The sequence below is a fragment of the Parvibaculum sp. genome (assembly GCF_035325945.1).
GTDB lineage: Bacteria > Pseudomonadota > Alphaproteobacteria > Parvibaculales > Parvibaculaceae > Parvibaculum.
Window position 1 is genome coordinate 58,714 of record NZ_DAOKYX010000005.1, and the last position, 18,387, is coordinate 77,100.

15 protein-coding genes are annotated in these 18,387 nt (G+C 63.3%); 3 read left to right on the plus strand and 12 right to left on the minus strand.

The features are described 5' to 3' along the window. The 4 genes from PKA57_RS04690 to PKA57_RS04705 form a co-directional block, all read right to left on the minus strand. On the minus strand, positions 1–554 hold a 554-nt coding region (locus PKA57_RS04690; RefSeq protein ID WP_324298002.1), incomplete at its 3' end, for an AMP-binding protein. A 19-nt stretch (positions 555–573) separates the two neighbouring features. Beyond that, entirely contained in the window at positions 574–1,350 is a 777-nt protein-coding gene (locus PKA57_RS04695) for an enoyl-CoA hydratase (protein WP_324298004.1), read from the minus strand. Between the two features lie 29 nt (positions 1,351–1,379). Continuing rightward, positions 1,380–2,270 (minus strand): 3-hydroxyisobutyrate dehydrogenase, encoded by an 891-nt coding sequence (mmsB, locus tag PKA57_RS04700; RefSeq protein ID WP_324298006.1) that lies wholly within the window; start codon positions 2,268–2,270, stop codon positions 1,380–1,382. Positions 2,271–2,301: 31 nt separating this feature from the next. After that, positions 2,302–3,801, minus strand: coding sequence for a CoA-acylating methylmalonate-semialdehyde dehydrogenase (locus PKA57_RS04705; RefSeq protein ID WP_324298008.1), 1,500 nt, complete (start codon positions 3,799–3,801; stop codon positions 2,302–2,304). An 83-nt stretch (positions 3,802–3,884) separates the two neighbouring features. Between PKA57_RS04705 and PKA57_RS04710 the strand changes: the two genes are divergently transcribed. From PKA57_RS04710 to PKA57_RS04720, 3 genes are all read left to right on the plus strand, one after another. Next, positions 3,885–4,805, plus strand: a complete 921-nt coding sequence (locus PKA57_RS04710; protein ID WP_324298010.1) for a LysR family transcriptional regulator — start codon at positions 3,885–3,887, stop codon at positions 4,803–4,805. Positions 4,806–4,897: 92 nt separating this feature from the next. Next, entirely contained in the window at positions 4,898–6,613 is a 1,716-nt protein-coding gene (polX, locus tag PKA57_RS04715) for a DNA polymerase/3'-5' exonuclease PolX (RefSeq protein ID WP_324298012.1), read from the plus strand. 12 nt (positions 6,614–6,625) lie between these two features. Beyond that, positions 6,626–7,642: an MBL fold metallo-hydrolase gene (locus tag PKA57_RS04720; protein WP_324298133.1), complete on the plus strand. Its 1,017-nt coding sequence runs from the start codon at positions 6,626–6,628 to the stop codon at positions 7,640–7,642. 15 nt (positions 7,643–7,657) lie between these two features. On the opposite strand, the gene cysN is transcribed toward PKA57_RS04720, so the two are convergent. The 8 genes from cysN to PKA57_RS04760 all read right to left on the minus strand — a co-directional run bounded on the left by cysN (position 7,658) and on the right by PKA57_RS04760 (position 18,128). Further along, positions 7,658–9,562 (minus strand): sulfate adenylyltransferase subunit CysN, encoded by a 1,905-nt coding sequence (gene cysN, locus PKA57_RS04725; RefSeq protein ID WP_324298014.1) that lies wholly within the window; start codon positions 9,560–9,562, stop codon positions 7,658–7,660. Further along, complete coding sequence (cysD, locus tag PKA57_RS04730) at positions 9,562–10,470, minus strand: sulfate adenylyltransferase subunit CysD (protein ID WP_324298016.1); 909 nt, start codon at positions 10,468–10,470, stop codon at positions 9,562–9,564. Before cysD ends, cysN begins: the two co-directional genes overlap by 1 nt. 19 nt (positions 10,471–10,489) lie before the next feature. After that, a complete protein-coding gene (gene cysQ, locus PKA57_RS04735; RefSeq protein ID WP_324298018.1) occupies positions 10,490–11,299 on the minus strand; it encodes a 3'(2'),5'-bisphosphate nucleotidase CysQ in 810 nt (269 codons plus the stop codon). A 327-nt stretch (positions 11,300–11,626) separates the two neighbouring features. Then, positions 11,627–13,114, minus strand: coding sequence for an NAD(P)/FAD-dependent oxidoreductase (locus PKA57_RS04740; protein ID WP_324298136.1), 1,488 nt, complete (start codon positions 13,112–13,114; stop codon positions 11,627–11,629). 231 nt (positions 13,115–13,345) lie between these two features. Beyond that, positions 13,346–14,005 (minus strand): OmpW family outer membrane protein, encoded by a 660-nt coding sequence (locus PKA57_RS04745; protein WP_324298020.1) that lies wholly within the window; start codon positions 14,003–14,005, stop codon positions 13,346–13,348. Between the two features lie 125 nt (positions 14,006–14,130). After that, on the minus strand, positions 14,131–15,552 hold the full coding sequence (gene mltF, locus PKA57_RS04750; protein ID WP_324298022.1) for a membrane-bound lytic murein transglycosylase MltF: 1,422 nt from the start codon (positions 15,550–15,552) through the stop codon (positions 14,131–14,133). A gap of 176 nt (positions 15,553–15,728) precedes the next feature. Beyond that, entirely contained in the window at positions 15,729–16,958 is a 1,230-nt protein-coding gene (locus PKA57_RS04755) for an acyl-CoA dehydrogenase family protein (protein WP_324298024.1), read from the minus strand. Positions 16,959–17,003: 45 nt separating this feature from the next. Next, entirely contained in the window at positions 17,004–18,128 is a 1,125-nt protein-coding gene (locus tag PKA57_RS04760) for an acyl-CoA dehydrogenase family protein (protein WP_324298026.1), read from the minus strand. Positions 18,129–18,387: the final 259 nt, after the last annotated feature.

The window sequence follows — 18,387 nt, forward strand, 5'->3', positions numbered from 1 at the left end:
CGCACGCCGAAATCGGGCGAGCAGGACGAGAAGACGGCGCCGAGGCTCGTCGTCGCCAGCATGGCGACAATCGTTTCCGGGCAATTCGGCATGAAGGCAGCGACGCGATCGCCGGGCCCGACCCCCCAGCGGCGGAGCACCGAGGCAAAGCGGGCGACGCGGCGCCTGAGTTCCGCCCAGGAGACGGTTTCGGCCATCGCGCTTTCATTGTTGAAATAAAGCGCGGGGCCGTCATCATCCCGCGACAACAGGTTCTCGGCGAAGTTGAGCCGCGCATCCGGGAAGAATTGCGCGCCGGGCAGCTTTTCCGCATCGGCAAGGATGCGGCTGCCCTTCTCGCCGACGACGCCGCAGAAATCCCATACGGCGTCCCAGAAGGCCTCCACATGCTCGACCGACCAGCGGTGAAGATCGACATAGGAGGAGAAACGCACGCCGTGCTGCGCCGTCAGATGGCCCATGAAGGCCGTCATGTTGGAGGCGGCGATGCGCTCGGCGGAGGGCGACCAGAGAGGCGCTTCGATCACATTCTCACCTGCCGTGCCGGCCGCCATATCGCCCTCCCTCTCAATGTCATTCATGCACGAAGCTGGGCGGCCTCTTCTCGATGAAAGCGGCCATGCCTTCCTTCTGATCCTTCGTCGCGAAGGCCGAATGGAACACACGCCGCTCGAAGCGGACCCCCTCGGCAAGCGTCGTCTCGTAGCTTCGATTGACGCTCTCCTTGATCATCATCGTAATCGGCAGGGACATTCCTGCAATCGTTTCCGCGAGCTTCAGCGCCTCCTCGGCGAGCGAGGCCGCCGGCACGATGCGGGCGACGAGGCCGGCGTGCTCCGCCTCTTCCGCATCCATCATCCGGCCGGTCAGGCACATCTCCATCGCCTTCGCCTTGCCGATGATGCGGGTCAGGCGCTGCGAGCCGCCAATTCCGGGCATGACGCCGAGCTTCACTTCCGGCTGGCCGAATTTTGCCGTGTCGGCGGCGAGGATGATGTCGCAGAGCATGGCAAGCTCGCACCCGCCGCCCAGCGCATAGCCCGAGACGGCCGCGATCAGCGGCTTGCGGATGCGGCCAAGCTCGTCCCAGGGCTGGAACCAGTCGGCAAGATACATCTCCGTCGCCTCGCGCTCCGCCATCTCCTTGATGTCGGCGCCGGCCGCGAAGGCCCTGGCGGAGCCGGTAATGACGATGCAGCCGATGCCCCTATCGGTGTCGAAGGCCTTGGCCGCACCGACGACCTCGTTCATCAGCTTCTCGTTGAGCGCGTTGAGCGCCTCGGGGCGGTTCAGCGTGATGATGCCGACGCGGCCCTGCGTCTCGACCAGAATCGTCTCGAAGACGGTCATATCCCTCTTTCCTCGTACTTCGGCTTTACTCAGATTTCGCCCTTGATGAGCTTGATGACGCCGGAGAAGTCGAGGCTGTCATGCCCCGAGGCTTCCATCAGCGCATAGAGCTGCGCGGCCTGAGCGCCGAGCGGCGTCGGCGCCTTCGCTGTCTTCGCCGCGTCCTGAGCAAGACGCAGATCCTTCAGCATCATGCCCGCCGTGAAGCCCGGCTTGTAGTCGCGATTGGCGGGCGATGTCGGCACCGGCCCCGGCACCGGGCAATAGGAGGTCATGGACCAGCACTGGCCGGACGCCGTAGAGGAAATGTCGAAGAGCGTCTGCGCGTCGAGGCCGAGCCTTTCGGCAAGCACGAAGGCTTCCGAAACGCCGATCATGGAAATGCCGAGGATCATGTTGTTGCAGACCTTGGCGACCTGCCCGTTCCCCGCCGCGCCGGCGTGAAAGATATTCTTGCCCATCTTCTCTAGAATGGGCTTCGCCCGCGCGAAAGCCTCGTCGGCGCCGCCCACCATGAAGGTGAGCGTGCCGGCCTCCGCGCCGCCGACGCCGCCGGAGACCGGCGCATCGAGCATGGCGTGGCCCGCCTTCCCGGCCGCCGCGATCACCTCGCGCGCCGTCGGCACGTCGATGGTCGAGCTGTCGATGAAGAGCGTGCCCTTCCGCGCCGCCGCGAGGAGCCCGTCCGTACCGAGATAGACCGCGCGCACATGCTCGCCCGCGGGCAGCATGGTGACGACGATCTCGACGTCGCGGGCGGCATCAGCGGCGGTCGCCGCCTTCTCCGCGCCCGCATCGACAAGGCCCGCCACGGCCTTTTCGGAAAGGTCGAAGACCTTGAGCCTGTGCCCCGCCTTGACGAGGTTCCGCGCCATGGGCCCGCCCATATTGCCGAGGCCGATGAAGCCGATCGCTGCCATTGCTCTACTCCCCTGTCTCGCGTCCTGCGGCTCAGCTCATGGTCGGGATGACGAAGGACGAGCCCTCCTTGACGCCGGTCGGCCAGCGCGAGGTCACGGTCTTGACCTTCGTCCAGAACTTCACGCCTTCGGTGCCATGCTGGTTGGTATCGCCGAAGGCAGAGCGCTTCCAGCCGCCGAAGGTGTGATAGGCGAGCGGCACGGGGATCGGCACGTTGACGCCGACCATGCCGACCTGCACGCGCGAGGCGAAGCTCCGTGCCGTGTCGCCGTCGCGGGTGAAGATCGCCACGCCATTGCCATACTGATGCTTGGTCGGCAGTTCGATGGCGTCCTCGAAGGTCTTGGCGCGCACGATCGAGAGGACCGGCCCGAAGATCTCGTCCCGATAGTTCTTCATCTCGGGCGTCACATGATCAAGCAGCGAGCCGCCGAGGAAAAAGCCGTTCTCATAGCCCTGGAGCTTGAAGTCGCGGCCATCGACGAGAAGGTCCGCACCTTCCTTCACGGCGAGGTCGATATAGCCCTTCACCTTCTCGAGATGGGCCTTGCTCACCAGCGGTCCGTAATCGGAATCCGCCGCCGTGGAAATGCCGACCTTGAGCGCGCGGACGCGCGGCACGAGCTTTTCGATCAGCCGCTCCGCCGTCCCTTCGCCCACCGGAACCGCGACCGAGAGCGCCATGCAGCGCTCGCCCGCCGAGCCATAGCCCGCGCCGATGAGGTCGTTCACGACATGATCCATGTCGGCATCCGGCATGATGATGGCATGGTTCTTCGCGCCGCCCATGGCCTGCACGCGCTTTCCGTTGGCGGCGGCATTGGCATAGACATAATGCGCGATGTCCGACGAGCCGACGAAGCTCACCGCCTGAATGACCGGATCGGTCAGGATGGCGTCAACCGCCTCCTTGTCGCCATTGACGACGTTGAGCACGCCTTCGGGCGCGCCTGCTTCCATCATCAGTTCGCCGAGGCGCATGGGCACCGAGGGGTCCTTCTCCGAAGGCTTCAGGATGAAGGTGTTGCCGCAAGCGATGGCGACGCCGAACATCCACATCGGGATCATGGCCGGGAAGTTGAACGGGGTGATGCCGGCGACGACGCCGAGCGGCTGGCGCATCGAATACATGTCGATGCCGGGCCCCGCGCCTTCCGTGAATTCGCCCTTCTGGAGATGCGGAATGCCGCAGGCAAACTCGATCACCTCGATGCCGCGCTGCACGTCGCCGCGGGAATCGGCCAGCACCTTGCCGTGCTCGGCCGAAAGCATGGCGGCAAGCTCATCCATATTCGCCTCGACGAGGCGCTTGAACTCGAACATCACGCGCGCGCGGCGCTGCGGGTTCGTCGCCGCCCAGCCGGGAAACGCCTTTGCGGCGACTTCAACGGCCGCGTGCAATTCGCCCGCGCTTGCGAGCGGCGTGCGGGCCGTGATCTCGCCCGTGTTCGGGTTCGTCACGTCGAGGAACCGTCCGCTCGTGCCCCTGACATGCTTGCCGCCGATGAAATGTGTGAGTTCCTTGGCCATGACCGGTTCCACCCTGAGGTTCTGTTGATCTGAAGACGTGAATAGAGGCTGCATCGACGCATCGGAACTGATAAAAATGCAGCATGAAGCTGCAAAAACGCATGCCCTTCGATTGGGAAGATCTACGCCTGTTCCTCGAAACGACGCGGCATCCGACGCTGGCCGATGCCGCACTGCGCCTGCGGATCGATCCGACGACGCTTGGACGCCGCCTCAAGCGCTTCGAGCAGGAAATCGGCACCAATCTTTTCGAACGCGCGCAACAGGGCCTCCGGCTGACACCGACCGGCCAGCGGCTCGCATCTTATGTCGAGCGGATGGAGGATTCGAGTCTTCAGGCGCTCGAAGCCATCAAGGGCATCAGCGGCACGGTGCGCGGCACGGTCCGCATCAGCACGACCGAGGGGTTCGGCACATTCGTCGTCGCCCCAGCGCTCGTCGATCTCGCTCGAGAGCACCCCGATATCGACATCGATCTCGTAGCGAGCAGCGGCTTTCTCAGCGTCTCGAAGCGCGAGGCGGACATCGCGATCCTGCTTGCCAGACCGCAGACGGGACGCCTCTTCACGCAGAAACTCGCCGACTACGCGCTCATGCTCTACGCCTCGAAGCGCTATCTGCGAGGCGCGCCGCCGATCCGCACCGCGCAGGATCTCGCCCGGCATCGCCTCGTCGGCTATGTGGACGATCTCATCTACTCACCGAAGCTGCGCTATCTGGACGAGCTTCCCGTTGCGGTTTCGCCCTCGATCAAGAGTTCGAGCATCGTCGGCCAGTATCACGCCACAAAGGCGGGTGCGGGGCTTTGCATATTGCCCTGCTTCATCGCCGATCAGGACAAGAGCCTCGTTCGCGTGCTGCCGGACGAGTTCCGCATCGAGCGCAGTTTCTGGCTCGCCGTGCATGAGGATATTCGCGGCTTTGCGCGCATAAGGGCTGTGCTCGACGCCCTCATCGGCGCCGCACACGCCCGCCAGGCGCTGCTGATGGGGCGGCTCGACTGAGGCGCGCCCGCCGCCGCTTGACCGAAATCAATGCCCCGGAAGCGCGATAGGCGAGCATTGGAGCGTGAGTTCCTGCGCCGGGGCCATCGTGCATGCACAATACGGAGATCGCACATCTCTTCGAGCGTTTTGCCGTGCTTCTCGACATAGACGGCGCAAACCCCTTTCGCGTGCGTGCCTATCGCAATGCCGCGCGGACGATCGAAAGCCTGTCGCAAAGCCTCGAGTCCATGATCGCGGACGGAGCCGACCTCACGGAGCTTCCGGGCATCGGCGAAGACCTCGCGCAGAAGATCGCGGATATCGTGGCGTCAGGCCGGTTCCATGATCTCGACGCGATCGAAAAGCGCGTGCCCGGCGCGCTCGCCGACCTCACCGAGCTTCCGGGCCTCGGTCCCAAGCGCGTGCGAAGCCTCTTCAAGGATCTGGGCATCGCATCGCTCCCGGAGCTTTCAAGGGCCGCCAAGGCAGGCAAGCTGCAAACTCTGCCGGGCTTCGGCCCGAAGATCGAGCAGGCCGTTCTGCAGGCGGTCGACCGCCACATCTCCACCGAGAAGCGGCTCATGCTTTCCACGGCCGAGGATATCGCCGCGCCATTGATCGCGTATCTCAAGGCGATGCCCGGCGTCAGTTCCGCCGTTGTCGCGGGCAGTTTCCGCCGCCGCCGCGAGACGGTCGGTGACCTCGATCTTCTCGTCACCTGCCGGCGCGGCACGCCGGTGATGGAGCGCTTCGCAGCCTATAAGGAAGTCGCCAACGTGCTCGCCAAGGGCACGACGCGCTCGACGGTCAAGCTCCGCTCCGGGCTTCAGGTCGATCTTCGCGTCGTGCCGGAGGTGAGCCATGGCGCCGCGCTCGTCTATTTCACCGGCTCCAAGGCGCACAATGTGGCGATCCGCATGCTCGGCGTGCGCAAGGGCCTCAAGATCAACGAATATGGCGTCTTCAAGGGCAAGCAGCGCATCGCGGGCAATACCGAAAAGGAAGTCTATGCGGAGATCGACCTGCCCTTCATCGCGCCCGAGCTTCGCGAGGATCGCGGCGAGGTCGAGGCGGCGAAGGCCGGCCGCCTGCCAAAGCTCATCGAACTCGACGATATTCGAGGCGATCTCCATAGCCACACAAAGGCGACAGACGGCCACTACACGATCGAGGAAATGGCGCGCGGCGCGGAAGCGCGCGGCTATGCCTATCTCGCTATCAGCGACCACACGAAGCATGTGACCATCGCACATGGGCTCGATGCGCGGACGCTCGGCAAGCAGGTCGCGAAAATCGACCGCATCAATGCAAAACTCAAATCCATCCGTATCCTGAAATCGGCGGAGGTCGATATTCTCGCCGACGGCACGCTCGACCTGCCCGACAGCATATTGCAGGAACTCGATTTCGTCGTAGCGGCGCTGCACTACAAATTCAACCTCGACGCCAGGGCGCAGACCGAGCGCCTCATCCGCGCCATGGACAACCCCAATGTGAACATCCTCGCCCATCCAACGGGGCGGCTCATCGGCGAGCGCGAGCCCTGCGCGCTCGATATGGAGCGGCTGATGAAAGCCGCGCTCGAACGGGGATGCTTCCTCGAAGTGAACGCGCAGCCCGAGCGGCTCGACCTCAACGATATTCACTGCCGCATGGCGAAGGAAATCGGGCTGAAGGTCGCCATCTCGACCGATGCGCACAGCGTCGATTCACTCGACCTCATGCGCTTCGGCATCGATCAGGCGCGGAGGGGCTGGCTCGAAGCCGACGATGTCATCAACACGCGGAGCTGGCAGGATCTCAAGCGTCTATTCCAGCGAAAGTGATCAGTGAGCACCATGCCGCGCCTCTTTCAACCCTCGCTCGTCAACGATGTCTTCGGCGATCCGGCGCTCATTGTCGATCTGACGTTTCGCAGGCAGGCGCTTCTCTTCGATCTCGGCGAAATCTATCCGCTACCGCCGCGCAAACTCCTCAATGTCTCGCATGTGTTCGTAACTCATACGCATATGGATCATTTCTCCGGCTTCGACCGCCTGCTCCGCATCTGCCTTGGACGGCCGCGCATTCTGCATCTCTATGGACCGGAGGGTTTCGCCGAGCGCGTTCACCACAAGCTTCAATCCTATACATGGAACCTCGTGCCGAATTATGTGAGCGACTTCACCATCGCCGCGCATGAAGTGCTGAGCGCAACGCGACTGAAAACCGTCGAGTTCCACGGGCGCGAATCCTTTCATCCGCGTCTGCCGGAAGACGTGACTATCGCAAAAGGTATCCTTGTCGATGAAAATGGATTTCGGGTGACGAGCACGCTCGTCGATCACGGCATTCCCTGCCTCGCCTTCGCGCTCGAGGAGCACGAACATCTCAACATATGGAGCAATGTCATCGAGGAGATGGGGCTCGGCATCGGCGCCTGGATCAACGATCTCAAGACCGCAATCCTCGCGGGCGCGCCCGAGGAAACGCCCATTCACGCATCATGGACAGAGGGCGGCACGACCCGCAGCGCGACGGTGCCTCTCCGCACATTGCTGGGCACGGCTGTCCGCCGCACGCCGGGGCAGAAGATCGGCTATATCTGCGATGTTGGCTTCGAGAAGCGCAACAGGACGCATCTCGTGGAGCTGGTGAAGGACGCCGACGAACTTTTCATCGAAGCGTCCTTCATGGCGGCCGACGCCGATCTGGCCGAAGCGCGGCATCATCTGACGGCGGAACAGGCCGGCCTTCTCGCACGCGAGGCGCATGTGAAGAAGGTCACGCCCTTTCATATCTCCACCCGCTACACCGAGTGCGAAGACGCCGTGGTGGAGGAAGTGCTCCGGGCATTCTTCGCCAGCAAGGCGTGAAGCGCGAGGCGCTACTCAGGCGATGTTGCCTCGGGCCTTGAGCAGCGCGATCACTTCCTCGGCCAGTTCTTCTGGCGACCGCGTTCCCGATTCGAGCCTGATCTCGGGATGCTCCGGCGCCTCATAGGGCGAGTCGATGCCCGTGAAGTTCTTGATCTGGCCGGCACGCGCCTTCTTGTAGAGGCCCTTCGCGTCGCGCTTCTCGGCGATCTCGAGCGGCGTGTCGCAGAACACCTCGATGAACTCGCCATCCTCGACCAGTTCGCGTGCCATGCGGCGCTCGGCGCGGAAGGGCGAGATGAAGGAGACGAGCACGATCAGACCGGCATCGAGCATGAGCTTGGCGACTTCCGCCACGCGGCGGATGTTCTCGACGCGATCGGCCTCGGTGAAGCCGAGGTCGCGGTTGAGGCCGTGACGCACATTGTCGCCATCGAGCATGTAGGTATGCCGTCCATCGGCATGAAGCCGCTTCTCGACGATGTTGGCGATGGTCGACTTGCCTGCGCCTGAAAGCCCGGTGAACCAAAGGATGGCCGGCTTCTGCCCCTTCTGGACGGCGCGCGCCTCCTTGTTCACATCTAGCGCCTGAAGGTGGATGTTCGTCGCGCGGCGAAGACCGAACATGATCATGCCCGCACCGACGGTCGCATTCGTCATGCGGTCGATGACGATGAAGGATCCGGTCTTGCGGTTCGTCTGATAGGAATCGAACCCGACGGGTTGCGAAAGCGAGAAGTTGCAGACGGCGACCTCGTTGAGCCCAAGCTCCTTGGCCGCCAGATGGTCGAGCGTGTTCACGTCGATCTTGTGCTTGATCTCGGTCACCTGGGCCGTGACCGTCCGCGTTCCGATCTTGACGAGATAGGGTCTGCCCGGAAGCAGGTGATCCTCGCTCATCCAGAGCAGATGCGCCGCGAACTGGTCGGCGACCTCGGGCTGGTCGTTCGCCGCGACAAGAAGATCGCCGCGCGAAATGTCGATCTCGTCGGCGAGCGTCAGCGTGACGGCATCTCCCGCGACCGCAAGGTCGAGATCGCCATTCGCTGTCACGATGCGCTCGACCGTGCTCGCCCGGCCGGAGCCCGCGACCACGATCTTGTCGCCCGGCCGCACCGCTCCGCTCGCAATCGTCCCGGAAAAGCCGCGGAAATCGAGATTTGGCCGGTTCACCCACTGAACCGCCATGCGGAAGGGCTTCGCCTCCGTTTCGTTCGTGACGTCGACCGTTTCAAGATGGTCGAGCAGCGCCGGACCATTGTACCAGGGTGTGCGCTCCGAACGCGCGATCACATTGTCGCCATAGCGCGCCGAAATCGGAATTGCGACGATCTGGCGGAAGCCGAAATTGCCCGCGAACTCGGTGAAGTCGTCCCGGATCTTCTCGAAAACCTCACGCGAGAAATCGACGAGATCGATCTTGTTCACGGCAAGGACGATCTGCCGGATGCCGAGGAGAGAGGCGATGAAGGCGTGGCGGCGCGTCTGGGTGAGGATGCCCCGTCGCGCATCGACAAGCAGAATGGCGAGGTCCGCTGTGGACGCGCCCGTCGCCATGTTCCGCGTATATTGTTCGTGGCCGGGCGTGTCGGCGACGATGAACTTGCGCTTGTCGGTGGTAAAGAAGCGATAGGCAACGTCGATGGTGATGCCCTGCTCGCGCTCAGCCTCGAGACCGTCCACGAGAAGCGCGAAATCAATATCCTCGCCGGCCGTGCCATGCTTCTTGCTGTCGCGCTCAAGCGTCGCGAGCTGGTCGTCGAAGAGCAGCTTCGTGTCGTAAAGCAGACGGCCGATCAGGGTCGACTTTCCGTCATCAACCGAACCGCAGGTCAGGAAGCGCAGAAGCCCCTTGCGTTCCTGCTGCGCGAGATAATCGACGAGATCCTGCGTCGTCAGATCTGCTGCAAGCTCGCTCATCAGAAATACCCCTCGCGCTTCTTCTTTTCCATCGAACCCGCCTCGTCGTGATCGATCAGCCGGCCGGAGCGCTCTGAGGTCCGGGCCACGAGCATTTCGCGCACGATCTCGGGCAGGGTCGTTGCATCGCTCTCGACGGCGGCGGTCAGCGGATAGCAGCCTAGCGTGCGGAAGCGCACGAGCTTCTGCTCCGGCTTCTCGCCGGGACGCAGCGGCATGCGATCGTCATCGACCATGATGAGCTGGCCGCCGCGCTCGACCACGGGGCGGAGCGCCGCGTAGTAGAGCGGCACGATCGGAATGTCCTCGGCCATGATGTATTGCCAGATGTCGAGTTCGGTCCAGTTCGAGAGCGGAAACACGCGGATCGACTCGCCCGGCCCGACGCGCGTGTTATAGACGTCCCAGAGTTCCGGGCGCTGCTTCTTGGGGTCCCAGCCGTGATTGGCGGTGCGGAAGGAGAAGATGCGCTCCTTGGCGCGCGACTTTTCCTCGTCGCGGCGCGCGCCGCCAAAGGCCGCGTCGAAGCCGTATTTGGTCAGCGCCTGTTTCAGCGCCTCCGTCTTCATCACATGCGTGTAGTAGGACGATCCGTGATCGAACGGGTTGATGTTCTGCGCCTTGCCCTCGGCATTGGTGTGGACGATGAGATCGAAGCCGAGCTTCTTCGCCATCATGTCGCGAAAGGCGATCATCTCGCGAAATTTCCACGTCGTATCGATATGCATCAGCGGGAAAGGCGGCAGCGAAGGAAAAAAGGCCTTCGCGGCCAGATGCAGCATGACCGACGAATCCTTGCCGATCGAGTAGAGCATCACCGGATTGGAAAATTCGGCCGCCACCTCGCGGATGATCTGGATGCTTTCATCCTCGAGCCGTTTCAAATGGGAATGCCTATCGCGTGACATCGGATAACCTCTTGAAAATCTACTGTTCGGCCGAAGCGAAAGGATCGAAGCGCCCGGTCGCGGCGAACCACGGGTTCGCGAAATCAACATCGTCCTTCTGATTGCGTTTGCCGTAGACGAGCGGCTTGCCGTCCATCGTCAGCACCGCGCCCTTCGCCGCGCGCAGGACAGCGTCACCCGCCGCCGTGTCCCACTCCATGGTCCGGCCGAGACGCGGGTAGAGATCGGCCTCGCCGGCGGCAAGCTTGCAGAATTTGAGCGAAGAGCCCGCTGTCACGAAGTCGGCGACCGAAAAACGCTCGATGAAGGATTTCGTCTCGTCTGTCAGATGAGAACGGCTGGCAATGACGCAAAGCCCGCCATGCTGCGGCTCGGCGCGAACGGAGATCGCGCGCCAGGCGCCGATCTTGCCGGCTTCCACATCGGCCACCTTCGCGCCTTGCCCCTTGCCGCCCGCATAGATGACGCCGATCGCCGGCGCATAGACGACACCGAGCACCGGGACCCCATCCTCGATGAGCGCGATGTTGACGGTGAATTCGCCATTGCGGCTGATGAATTCCTTGGTCCCGTCCAGCGGATCGACCAGAAAGAACCGGCGTCCCGTCTCGGGCACCTGCCCGGCCGCGACCGCCTCCTCGGCAACGACGGGAATCTCCGGCGCGAGCCGCGCCAGCTCTTCGAGAATCAATGCCTCGGCCGCCGCATCCGCCTCGGTCACGGGTGAGCCGTCGCCCTTGGTCGCCATGGTGGCTGGGTCGAAGCGCGCATAAATGGCCATGATGGCCGCGCCGGCCTTCAGCGCGATTGTGACGAGGTCGTCCAGCATTGGGGAGGCTCTATTTACAGTTGTCGTTCGGACTTTAATTATCGCCCGACGTTTCGAATGTTAAATAGGACATCTTGGTGGCCGCGAAAAGCCCTATTCCATCCTCGGGCGCGCAATTCGCCATTTTCTGCGGGCTTCGCCGGGCCGAGTCCCCTCGCACGCCGGCCCGCCTTACGGCCCGCATCTTCGTCATAGAGTTTCAGCGACGGATCGGCTTGTCGAGCAACTTGCCGACTTCCGCTTCCGTCTCCGCCTCATCGGATCGAGTCTTTTGTGTTCGGCCTCGCCAGCGTCGAAGCCCCCGCATAGCGTGGCGAGGGCCCGATCTCAGGCGCCCAATGCGTATTCCGCAAAGTCGGGGTGACGCATCTGCCACCAGTAGCGCATCGTGAAGGTCGACCAGTTGTTGGTGACCTTGCCTTCGGCCGTCTTGTACCAGCTCGAGCATCCGGCAGCCCAGACGGTGCGCTGCATATCCTCCTGCAGCTCGCGGTTGAAGGCGTCCTCGGCTTCCTTGCGAACCTCGATGGACTTCACCTTCGGGCTGCGAAGCGCCTCGATGCACTGGAGAATGTAGTTCACCTGACATTCGAGCATGAAGATGATCGAGTTGTGGCCGAGATTGGTGTTGGGCCCGTAGAGGATGAAGAAATTGGGGAAGCCGGCCACCGCGACGCCCCGATGCGCCTCGGCGCCCTTGGCCCAGACTTCGTTGAGATCGCGGCCGCCTCGCCCGACGATCTTCATCGGCGCCAGGAAGGTCGTCGTCTCGAAGCCTGTCGAATAGATGATGACATCGGCCTTGTGGGTCACGCCATCCTCGGTCACGAGCCCTTCCGGCGTCACCTTCGCGATATGGCTCGTCTCCACGTCGACATTGGGCCGCGCCATGGTGGGGAACCAGTCATTGGAGAGCAGGATGCGCTTGCAGCCAGCCGGATAATCCGGCGTCAGCTTTTTCGCGAGCGCCGGGTCCTTGACATGGGTTTCGATTTCCTTGCGCGAGGCCCGCTCGAAGAGCTTGCCGAAGAAGCTCCCCTGGATGAAGGCCAGGAAGTTGCGCTCCAGCGTCAGATAGATCTGATAGCGGTGCAGCTTCACGAGCCAGGGGAAGCGCCGGAACATCCTCTTCTCGAATTCCGTATAGGGACGATCAGGCTTCGGGACGATCCAGTTCGCGGAACGCTGGAAGATCGTCAGCTTCTTTGCCTTTGGCGCGATCTCCGGCACGAACTGGATGGCGCTGGCCCCATTGCCGATGACGGCGACGTTCTTGTCGGTCAGATCGACGTCATAGTCCCAGCGGGCGGAATGGAAGGCCTTGCCCGCAAATGTTTCAAGCCCCGCGATCTTCGGATAGGCGGGACGATTGAGCTGCCCCGTTCCCGAGACGACGACATTGGCCGTGATCTCCTCGCCGGTCGTCGTGCGGATGCGCCAGAGCCGCTCTGCCTCGTCGAAGCGCGCCTCGGCGACTTCCGTATTGAAGCGGATGAAGGGGCGCAGGCCGTATTTCCGCGCCACCTGCTTCATGTAGTCGAGGATTTCGGGTTGCAGCGCGAATTTGCGCGACCAGTCGACCTTGGGCTCGAAGGAGAAGGAGTAGAGATGCGAGGGCACGTCGCATCCCGATCCCGGATAGATGTTGTCGCGCCAGGTGCCGCCGATCTCGCCGGCCTTCTCGATCATGACGAAGCTGTCGATGCCGGCGCGGCGGAGCTGCGCGGCCATGCACAGGCCGCCCATTCCGGTCCCCAGAATGGCAATCTGGACGGTCTTCACGGCGGTGGGCGCGGCGGGCCCGGGCTTGCTCATCAGATCCACGAGAATCCTCTCCCTCTCCTGCATGTCTGCCGCCCCTCGCAAAGGGGCCGCAGTTCTCCGGATTGTCTAGGGTATGTGCCCTAGATTTATATACCAGAGTGCAGCTTTCGACAACGCGGTTGGAATGATCGGAGCCTCTCCGAAAAAAGCAATGGGTCCCGCGAGGCGCGCTCGCGGAACCCATGCGGAAGACCCTCGAAAGGGCAGCTTCCCTCGCGTCCTTCAGAAGCGGTAGCCGATGCCCACCCCGATGAGCCAGGGATCGAGATCGGCCTTCGCGGTGACGGCCCCGCCATTCACCGAAACATCGGTGCGGAGGAAAATCTTCTTCACGTCGAGGTTCACCGACCAGTTGCCCGCGATCGCATAGTCGACGCCGGCCTGAAGCGCGTAACCGATATGGTTCTTGTAATCGACGCTGTTGATGCCGCCGCCCGGCGCATCCTCATTGTAGAAGAAGGTGTAGTTGAGGCCCGCGCCGACATAGGGGCTGAGGCGCTCCTTCGGCATGAAGTGATACTGAAGCGTCAGCGTGGGCGGAAGCAGGCTCACCTTGCCGAGATCGACACCCGCAGGCGTCCAGCTCACCTTGTGCCGCGTCGTGCCCGCGATCAGTTCGAGCGCCAGATTGTCTGTGAGGAAGTAGCTGAAGTCGGCCTCCGGAACGAAATCGTTGGAAACCTCGACGCCGCCGCCGGCCGAAACGCTCGCATGATCGCGCGGGACTGCGTATAGACCGCGCAGACGGACCAGAAAGTCCCCGGCAGACTTGACCTTGAAGCCCGCTTCGTCGGCCGCGGCCGGGGACGTGGTCAGCGCCGTCGTACCGAGCAGAATGCCCAGCGCCATCGCCGCCAAAGTGAAACCCTTATTGCCTCTCATCATTCTTCTCCGTCAGGGGCACTCTATCGGTGCCAAATCAACGGGAAGCAGTGTCGTGGAATAGTTACAATTTTTCTGTGGTCATTCTGTCGCAGAGGCTGCGGAGCGTTGTCGCATAAGGACAATTACCTATAGGCCTCCAGAATGTGCTGATAGGCGCGGACCTGCTGCACGAAGCGAAGCGCCTGCCCGCCCCTCGCCGGTCCGAACTTCAGGCTCCGGGCATATTCCGGCTTCTGGATGAGCGAGAGCGCCCGACGTACCCCCGTCCAATTGTCCGCATCCAGACCAAGTCGCGTCGCGAGCATGCGTGCGTCGGAAAGATGGGCGATGCCCATATTGTAGGCCGCGAGCGCGAACCAGACGCGGTCCGGCTGATTGACGCTGTCGGGCATCCGGTCCTTGATGCTGGCAATATAGCGCGCGCCCGCATGGATGCTCTCGATGGGGTCGAGCCTGTCGGCCACGCCGAGGTGATCGGCGGTATCCTGCGTCAGCATCATGAAGCCGCGCACGCCGGTATGGCTTCGCGCCTCCGGTTTCCAATGGGACTCCTGATAGGCGACCGCCGCGATCAACTGCCATGGAAGGCCGGTATCGCGCGCGGCGTCGCGGAACGCCTTTTCGTAATCCGGCAGGACATCCTTGATCGCCTGCCTGAAGGCGCGCACATCGACATAGTCGAAGGGCGGAAGGAAGCCGAAAAAGCGGCGGGCAATGTCGAGAAGGAAACCGGATTTGCGCTGTTCGTCCATCCACTGTTTCAGATAGTCCGCGAGGTCTTCCGAGCCCGGCGCGACGAGCCAGGCGACCGGCTCTTCCTCGGTCAGCGGGAACGCCTCCACGAGTTCGGGAAAATAGGGATTGTTGGTCTGCAATTCGGGGCTGTTTGCCACGGTGCAATCGAGCTGCCCTGATGCCACGGCCTCGAGCAGGTTCTCCACCGGCTCGCGATCGGAGCGCACAGAGAGGCCCGGCGTCTTTTCGGCAAGAGCCTCCATCGCCTCCGCGCCTGCCGTCCCCTCGGAAACGGCAAGATTGAGCCCGGCAAGGTCGGCAGGCTTTTTCGGCCGGGGAATATCGCGCCGGCAGACGACAAGCTGACGCACGGTCTGGTGCGGCGGAGCGGCAACAAAATGCGCGCGGCGAGCCTCGTTGGCGACCAGCCCCGCCGCCGCGAGCTGCCCCTTTCGCGCGGCGAGCGCGGCAAGCAATTCGGGCTCGGTGTCATAGACGCGATATTCGACGCGAACCCCGAGCGCGCGGCCGAGCGCCTGCGTCATCTCGTAATCGAAGCCCGTCTCGCCCTGCGTGCCGAGATAATAGGTCGTTGGCGCCATGCGCGTGAGCACGACGAGGCGGCCGCTTTTGCGAATGGCATCGAGCCCCTGCGAGACCGACGGGACATGGAACAGGTACCAGCCGAGATTGGCCGCGGCGAAAACGAGAAGCGCCGCCAGAACGAGATAGGGCGCCCGCCGGTCGCGCCATGGCGGCATGAGAGCCCGCGCGCCACGCCGCGCCCCCTCGATCGCCCTGCGGATCATCTATGGCATGCCTCCACGCCGCTCTCTTCCTGCATCACAAGTTTACCGCGCCATCGGTATACCGACGAACGGGGGATATCCTCTCTCCCGATCATGGGCAAGAAACCGGCAAAAGAAAGGCCCGTGGCGGGAAGCCACGGGCCCTCTTTCGGTTCATCCTTGCGGTTGCCCGAGGGTTACTTCCCCTTGGGCGCCTGATTGAAGGGCAGGTCCTTATCGACGCGAACATCCTGCGGCATGCCGAGAACGCGCTCGGCAACGATGTTGCGCAGGATCTCGTCCGTGCCGCCGGCGATGCGGTAGCCCGCCGCGCCGATCCACTGTTCCGTGTAGGCGCCTTCGGCCGGCGAAATGCTCCGGTCGCGGATGACGCCGCCCATGTCCTGCAGGTCCATGCCGAAGGAGCCGAGATCCTGCATCTTCTTGGCCGCGACGATCTTGGAGATCGAGCTTTCCGGTCCGGGCGTCTGGCCCTTGGAAAGCGCGGTCAGCGTGCGGAAGCGCGTGAACTTGAGGCCCTGCGCCTGCACATACCAGTCGGCGATGCGCTCGCGCACCGCGCCGTTCTGGATGGCGGGCTTGCCCGCGACCTCGGTTTCGCGCGCAAGCTCGATCAGATCATCCGTGTCGGCATTGCCCTGACTGCCGCCGACGGCAAGGCGTTCATTCATCAGCGTGGTCAGCGCCACCTTCCAGCCGTCGCCGACATTGCCGAGACGCTGGCTGTCCTTCACGCGGACATTGGTGAAGAAGACCTCGTTGAACTCGGCGCCGCCCGACATCTGCTTGATCGGCCGCACTTCGATGCCGGGGCTCTTCATGTCGATATAGAACATGGTGAGGCCCTTGTGCTTCGGCACGGTCGGATCGGTACGGACGAGCACGATGCCGAAGTCGGAATAATGGGCGCCCGACGTCCAGACCTTCTGGCCGTTGATGACCCATTCATCGCCATCCCGCTCGGCGCGCGTGCGAAGCCCGGCGACGTCGGAGCCACCGGCTGGCTCGGAGAAGAGCTGGCACCAGATCTCGTCGCCGCGCACGGCGGGGCCGACATAGCGCTTCTTCGCGTCCTCGGGGCCCCAGGTCATCAGGGTCGGGATGCACATGCCGAGGCCGATGGCGAAGATGCCGCCCGGCACCGCGTAGTTCGCTTCTTCCTGGCTGTAGATGACGTTCTGGATCGGCGTGCCGCCGCCGCCCCCCCACTCTTTCGGCCAGGTGATGCAGGCAAAGCCAGCTTCCGCCTTCTTCGCCTGCCATGCCTTCGACTGCTTCAGCACCTCATCGAGGGTCTTGGGCAGCGGCAGGTCCTTCGCATCGGCCTTGCGGATGGCGTTCTTGTCGAGCCAGGCACGCACCTCGGCGCGGTAGGCTGCTTCTTCCGGAGTATCGTTGAAATCCATGGTTCTGTTCCGATCTTCGAATGTCTATGCGTCTCTGGCGATGCGTCAGGCGGCGTTCTTGGCTTCGAGACGCGCGACGAGCTTTTCCTTCCACTGGATCGGCGCGCCGAGCGCGAGCGCAAGGAGCTTCGCGCGGCGGTAGTGGAACTGCGTGTTCGCTTCCCAGGTGTAGCCGATACCGCCATGGGTCTGCAGGCTCTCCTGCGCGGCGAAGACATAACCCTCGCTGCCCGCGATGCGCGACGCGGCCGCCGCTTCCGGCAGCTCCGAGCCTTCATCGTTGAGCATCATCGCGCCGAAATAGGCGTTCGACTTCGCCAGTTCCTTCTTCACATAGATGTCGGCGAGCTTGTGCTTGATCGCCTGGTAGGAGCCGATCTGGCGGCCGAAGGCATAGCGCTCGAGCGAATAGTCGCGTGCCATTTCGAGCGCCGCTTCCGTTCCGCCCACCTGCTCGAAGGCGAAGAGCACGGCCGCGCCGTCGAGAATGCGCTGAAGCTGCGACCAGCCCTGCCCCGCGGGCCCCATCAGTTCAGCGGCCGCATCCTTGAAGGTCAGGCGCGCATGCTTCCGGGTCGGGTCGATGGTGCGCACATCCTCGCGTGAGACGCCCGCCCCCCGGAGGTCCACGATCGCAAGCGAGATCGCCTGCTCGCCCGTGCCGCCGGAATTGACGACCACCACGGCGATGTCGGCAATGCCGCCATCGGCGACGGGCACCTTCTCGCCATTCACCTTGCCGCCGGCAAACGCCGTCTCGATATTGCGCGGGCTCGCGGCATGAAGGCCTTCCGAGAGTGCGAGCGTGCCGATGATCTCGCCGCTGGCGAGCTTCGGCAGCCAGTTCTGCTTCTGCTGCTCGGTGCCGAAGAGCTTGATCGCCTCGGAAGCGAGATAGACCGAGGAGGAGAAGGGAACGGGCGCCACGGCGCGGCCAAGTTCCTCCGCGATCACGCAAAGCTCGAGCGCGCCGAGGCCGAGGCCGCCATAGGCTTCGGGGATCGCCGTGCCGGTGAGACCCATATCGACAAGACCCTGCCACACCTCTTTCGCATAGGGCTCGTCGCTGTCGAGAATGCGGCGAGGAACGGAGTAAGGGCACTTGTCGGTCAGAAACTTGCGAACCTGCTCCTTGAGCAGCTTCTGGTCATCGGAGAAATCGAAATTCATGCGCCTCCCGGCTCCCTTGTTGTGCGGCACATATCCGGCCGGCCGATCGGCAACGGCTCGAAGCTGTCGCCCATCAGCCGTGCCTCCATTGGATACGGCCGAAATCCGCAGTTGGACCGACGCCGCATGACACGGGCGCCCATCCGCTTGGCGCGCATTGTTCCTGCAATTTCACGCTCTGAAAAGGGCTTAGCCGTTGACGTTGCGTCCGCTTGGGCGTCCGCTTGAACGTCCACCCGGTCATCGGCTTGCGTGGGCC